The organism is Ginsengibacter sp. (assembly GCF_057362405.1).
Genome location: NZ_JBMQQG010000211.1, coordinates 1 through 5525 on the forward strand (window position 1 = coordinate 1; position 5525 = coordinate 5525).

At 38.2% G+C, this 5525-nt stretch carries 6 protein-coding genes; 3 read left to right on the plus strand and 3 right to left on the minus strand.

What is annotated here, in order from left to right; translation table 11 throughout:
* Window positions 1-230 precede the first annotated feature (230 nt).
* Window positions 231-476 carry a hypothetical protein gene (locus ACO1O5_RS18090; protein ID WP_486272724.1) on the minus strand — a complete coding sequence of 82 codons (246 nt, stop codon included), beginning with the start codon at window positions 474-476 and terminating at the stop codon, window positions 231-233.
* 370 nt (window positions 477-846) lie between these two features.
* On the opposite strand from ACO1O5_RS18090, the gene ACO1O5_RS18095 reads away from it, so the two are divergent.
* The 3 genes from ACO1O5_RS18095 to ACO1O5_RS18105 are packed head-to-tail and all read left to right on the plus strand — an operon-like array spanning window position 847 to window position 3040.
* Window positions 847-1266, plus strand: coding sequence for a gamma-glutamylcyclotransferase family protein (locus ACO1O5_RS18095; RefSeq protein ID WP_486272726.1), 420 nt, complete (start codon window positions 847-849; stop codon window positions 1264-1266).
* A 59-nt stretch (window positions 1267-1325) separates the two neighbouring features.
* On the plus strand, window positions 1326-2876 hold the full coding sequence (locus ACO1O5_RS18100) for a peptide ligase PGM1-related protein (RefSeq protein WP_486272728.1): 1551 nt from the start codon (window positions 1326-1328) through the stop codon (window positions 2874-2876).
* Between the two features lie 11 nt (window positions 2877-2887).
* Window positions 2888-3040, plus strand: a complete 153-nt coding sequence (locus ACO1O5_RS18105) for a hypothetical protein (protein ID WP_486272730.1) — start codon at window positions 2888-2890, stop codon at window positions 3038-3040.
* A gap of 39 nt (window positions 3041-3079) precedes the next feature.
* On the opposite strand, the gene ACO1O5_RS18110 is transcribed toward ACO1O5_RS18105, so the two are convergent.
* Complete coding sequence (locus ACO1O5_RS18110) at window positions 3080-3751, minus strand: hypothetical protein (RefSeq protein WP_486272731.1); 672 nt, start codon at window positions 3749-3751, stop codon at window positions 3080-3082.
* A gap of 202 nt (window positions 3752-3953) precedes the next feature.
* On the minus strand, window positions 3954-5525 hold a 1572-nt coding region (locus tag ACO1O5_RS18115), incomplete at its 5' end, for a glucoamylase family protein (RefSeq protein ID WP_486272733.1).

The window sequence follows — 5525 nt, forward strand, 5'->3', positions numbered from 1 at the left end:
TCATTAATTGCTCCCGACGGCAAATGTATTGCTCACCAGCCTTATGGCATAGAAGGCGTGTTAGTTGAAAATATCGATACTGCTTTGGCTACAGGGTTACTGGCAAAAAGATTTAAGCACGGGATTTATAATACTATTTGAATATTCTGTTGAATCTTGCAATTATTTATTACAATTTTACTTTTACGCCCTTTGCATCATGCCCCGAAAGGTTTCCTTTATGAGAGAAATTATTCGGCGTCCAAATGTTCTTTTCCGCTTCTCACATAATCATAGTCATCATAAAATCGCTCTTCAAATGTATAAGAAGATGGTTTGCCATGTTTCAATATCACATACACCATATACAATACTATAAAGGGTGTAAGTAGAAACATACCAAAGATTAGCCTTTCGGGAACACCTATATAAGGTGTTGCCTGGAAGAACAAGGCATATAGCGTGGAACTAAATATTGCAACCTGGACCTTTTTCATAAAGAAATTTTAAAATTGGTACATCTAGTTATTTCAAACTACATCAAGTATGTTGCCAATTTTATTGTCGATTATAAATACCTTCGGACGGGTTAAATATGAGTAAAACCGGCCACGATCTTTCAGACTATAATAAATAAAAACACATAAAAAAAGATCAAAGAGACAATCATAACTTATTTACAATATTCTCTTTGCGGAGAAAACTGTCTATAACAGCGTTGGTGTCAGTTTTTTAATAATTTCATTGTGACTTTAGTCATCATCCTTGTTGCGCTATATCATAGAATTAATTTTTGAATTTGCGTAGATTTACACGGCAATAGTATTTCCTTTAAATCTTTAATTGAAACCTATTTAATTTTTGATCATGGAATCAGCATTGTCCAAACATCTTTTTGTTTACAGTTCTCTTCGAAAGGGCTTTCACCAGCATACTCATGACTATATAGCCCGGTTTTTTAGCTTTGTGTCTCCCGCAAAAGTCAAAGGTGTTATGAAAAATGTGAACGGCGAGATTTTTGCCACTCCGGGAGACGACAATTCTTTTATCGAGGGTGAATTGTATAAATTGAACGATGAACATGATTTTTCTTATGTGTTCGGGCAATTGGACGACTATGAAGGCTTGATTGTTGAGCAGGGGGAAAAACCTTTATACAGGCGTGAATTAATAACTGTGCATAAAGATAACGGCGAAAAGATAGATGCGTGGCTATATTGGTTTAATGGCGATATAACCGCGAAGCCTGTTATAACTCCGGGAGAGCGCATTTACAGCAACTCCTAAGACAATATTCCCATTATTTTTAATAAATTCATGTACCGTTAAACAGACCGGATACAAAAATGCCAGACCATTCCAATGAAATATTTGAATTCAAACAATTACAGGAACAGTTTCCGTTTCAGTATGAAACTTTCTTTCCAGACAGGATGGCTGCGAAAACAATTGTCATAATTCCAAGCCTGACATTGGACCAGGAAATACTTGCAAAAATCGACGGCGTTATTCATTATGAAGAACGGTTGCTGTGTTTGCTGATGCTTTTAAGGATGCCAAATACGCATGTGATATATGTTACCAGTATGCCGGTTCATAATATCATTATGGATTATTACCTGCATTTGCTTCCGGGTATAACAAATTATCATGCACGCCAGCGATTAAAAACCCTGAGTTGCTTTGATGCATCACCAAGGTCTCTCACAGAAAAAATTCTCGAACGGCCAAGGCTAATTGAACGCATACGTAAAAGCATTCCTGCGGACCATGTATCGCACATGGCATGTTTCAATGTAACAAAAGCCGAGCGTTCTCTCGCGGTAAAACTAAAAATGCCGATCTATGGATGCGACCCGGATTTATTGTACCTGGGAACAAAGAATTTCAGTAGGAAAATATTTAAGGAATGCAATGTTGACACACCACCCGGTTTCGAAGACTGCAAGACTGAAGAAGATATTATTAATGGGTTATTTAGCCTTAAAACTACATTCCCCGAACTCGCAAAAGCCGTTATAAAATTGAATGATGGATTCTCAGGTGAAGGCAACGCAGTTTTTTCTTTTGAAGGCGCCCCCGGGAACGAGTACCTGCAGTTATGGATCAAGGAAATACTTCCTCATCGGTTGCAAATTGTTGCAAATGATTTAGTGTATGCAAGCTTTATGGACAAATTTCGGATGATGGGCGGCATTGTGGAAGCGTATATTGATGGTGAGCAGAAAGCCTTTCCTTCGGTGCAATGCCGAGTGACTCCTTTGGGCGAAACGGATGTTATATCAACCCATGATCAATTTCTCGGGGGTGAAAGCGGCCAGGTATTCCTCGGTGGGCATTTTCCCGCCAATAAAGAATACGCGGTAGCCATTGGAGAATTGGGAAAGCGAATAACTGAACGACTAAAAAGCTACGGCGTGTTGGGAAGATTTTCGATTGATTTTGTTTCAACAAAAGAAAATAATCAATGGAAGCATTTTGCTATCGAAATAAATTTACGAAAAGGAGGCACCACTCATCCATACCTGATGTTGCAATATTTAACTGATGGTGATTATGATGCGGCAAAAGGAATTTATCTTACTGCCACAAGACAAGAGCGGTATTATTTTTTTTCAGATAACCTGCAAAGCGAACATTACAGGGGCCTCACACCTCACGACCTCATAGAAATATCTACAGCCAATGATCTTTTGTACAATGGCAGTACTCAGCAGGGAGTAATGTTTCACATGATAGGCGCTTTGTCGCAATACGGGAAACTGGGTATCTTATGCATTGGCGCTACGCCCGAAATATCAATGGAGTTATACAACAAAACGGTTAGGATTCTTAATAAAGAGAAGAAAACTGTGATAACTTATCTAAATCAATTGCAGACTGAAAGTCTTTTATAAAATTTGAAAGAATGAAAACAATAAAATTCACAAATATAGCCGTCTTCATACTATTTTTCGGAATCGCATTGATAGAAGCATTTCGCAATAAAAATTGGATTGAGGCAGCATTATTTTTTGCACTGGGGTTAGTTTCGCTCTGGGCCGACTTAAAGAAAAATTAATGGTTGATTGACTTCTTAATTATACCTCAGTTTTACATTTTAATTATCCTTGTTATTACCGTCACTAATATGAATAGTTCTCAAATAATATTTTGCATTGTCAATAAAATTATTTGTGAGAGAATCTTTTTGCCTGGTTGCTAATTCAAAATTAAAATCAATGGTGCCTCTTTTTATTGTTGTCGTAGACAGAAGTTTCTTTGAATATACCTTTTTGGCTGAATCAAACATGTCAATAACAATAATGGAAAAATAGCGGTCACCGATTTTTTCGATTGTATCCGATTTTATCATCCGCAACCTGGGATCGTGTATGATATCAAATTTTTTATGGTCGTGAAAAGAAATAATAAAATCCCGGTTATCTGTTTTATCACTGTCTTCTGCAGCTATGTATGGATTATGAACGATGGTAAATTGATCAACCGAGTCTACTAACGTCTTATAGAAATAGCCATTTTCCAAATTAACGGGCAGAACTTTTGGTTGAAACCGGTATTTTCTCTTTTCGCAAGGAGCGCCACAATCGGAGTAATGAATCCAGGTGAAGCTAGTATCATATCGCTCCGGCAACGACACCGTTACAGTTCCAAGTCCTCCTGCCAAATTAACGACCTGCTTCTTTGAAGCTTCCGGCGGTGTAATATTTTTATTTTCAGAAGGATGACAGGCAGCCAGCAATATAACCGCGAAAAATAAAAGTTTTCTCATACAAATTCAGGGGAATATTTAGATTTGTTTTAAGATGATTCACTTATTGTATGCTGGTTCAAAGTAAATGAATTATGTTCAACCATAATTATATAACTGATAAGGTTAGGCGTAATTTTAATACGATTTTTTATTCAAGGGAAGCCTGTTTTAAAATAGGCCTCACAGGTTTTAAAAACCTGTAAGGTCTGATATAAATTATTTATAACTTCGGGCTTTGAAATCCCAATTGCTTCATTCCCCTCTTTATTTCGGGGCAACTCATAAATAAATTCCATAACAATCCAGTTCTGTAGTTTTCGATCATTACAATTTCCGGGCCCTGGTCTATTGCCAGGAAGGAATCTGCGAACCAAAGATCTTTCAGATTAAAAGCATCCACAAAGCCATATTGCTTCCATAGCTTGTCACCCAAAGTATAATAGAAAAATTTTAACGCATTCATCGATTGCGCAGGTGTATAAGGTAAGGATGAAATAGCTGCAGAAGGTGTAATAACTCCATCGTCATTGTCGGGTGCATGTGCACTGTAACCTGAGATATCATCGTCACTTGCGGTAAGACCCCAATTAGTTGTGCTATATCCATAAAATCCATTTGGATTCGCAACGCAATAATTGAAATTAATTAAACTATGGTTGGTGTTTTGAGTAAAATAATTGGCATATGCATCAGTAAGGTCATGCGGATTTATCCCCAAAAAAGAATAATGAGAAAAGAATAGCGGGCCGCCAAGATTTGGGCCCAGCGGTAGTTGTACGCCATAATAAGTCTTGCCATTTTTTATGCCGCCATTTTGGGCCCAGCCGTTATCATAAACAACTCGAGGTATCGGATCAGTATTGGAAGATGCGGCCAATACATAAACGATCAATGCTTCATCCCATCCCGTTATTTGCTGGTTAATCTGGAAATTATAATTCGGGCTCCAATGCCAGTACAATACATTTTGCGCATTTTGCCTAAACCAGTTCCACTCAATCCCATTCCATAATGCATTAATATTTGCACGGAGTGAAACTTCATTAGCATCGGCTGTGTTAAAATACTGGCGGGCACATAACAGGCCCTGCATTAATAAAGATGTTTCAACAAGGTCTCCGCCATCATCATATTGGCTGAAAGGAACCGTGGCACCGGTTGATCCATTTATCCAATGGGAAAAAGCGCCATGATAACGTGTACAGTTGTTCGTTAGGAAGCTCACAATTGTATTTATTCGCTGCAGTCCTTCTGTCCTGGTAATAAAATTCCGGCTGACGTCGGCAACAATGCTCATAACTCCGAAGCCGGTTCCGCCCGTTGTTACAATATCACCGGAGGTATTTCTTTCCCTCGCCATTCCCGAAACCGGGTGGCCGAAATCCCAGAAATATTTAAAGGTTTGCTGCTGCACTACATCCAATAAAGCACTATCTGAAATACGGGAAAATTTATCGGTAGAATCAATTTGAGTAACAAAGGCCAGGCTGGTTGCGCTTGATAAACTACCACCTGCTTTTGATTTTAGGGTAGTCGCTGCCGTTATCGCGTACTTACTGAGAAAATTTAAAGCTGAAGCTGGTTGTAAAATAACTACACTGTCACCGTTGGAATACGATGCGTTGAAAGAAACTGAAGTGCCACTGACGCTGTTTACAAAAGAAAAACTATTATTTACTGAAGCCGCATCAATAGCAGTTGAAAATGAGAATTTAATTAGCGGGTTTGTATTGATATTATAGTCCAGTGATGTTTCCTGCTTTCCGTTTAACGTAATTAATTTAGCATTGAA

Coding starts and splice junctions, on each gene's coding strand:
- ACO1O5_RS18100 (WP_486272728.1), top strand. CDS start 1,326: ATGCCAGACCATTCCAATGAAATATTTGAATTCAAACAATTACAGGAA.
- ACO1O5_RS18095 (WP_486272726.1), top strand. CDS start 847: ATGGAATCAGCATTGTCCAAACATCTTTTTGTTTACAGTTCTCTTCGA.
- ACO1O5_RS18110 (WP_486272731.1), bottom strand. CDS start 3,751: ATGAGAAAACTTTTATTTTTCGCGGTTATATTGCTGGCTGCCTGTCAT.
- ACO1O5_RS18105 (WP_486272730.1), top strand. CDS start 2,888: ATGAAAACAATAAAATTCACAAATATAGCCGTCTTCATACTATTTTTC.
- ACO1O5_RS18090 (WP_486272724.1), bottom strand. CDS start 476: ATGAAAAAGGTCCAGGTTGCAATATTTAGTTCCACGCTATATGCCTTG.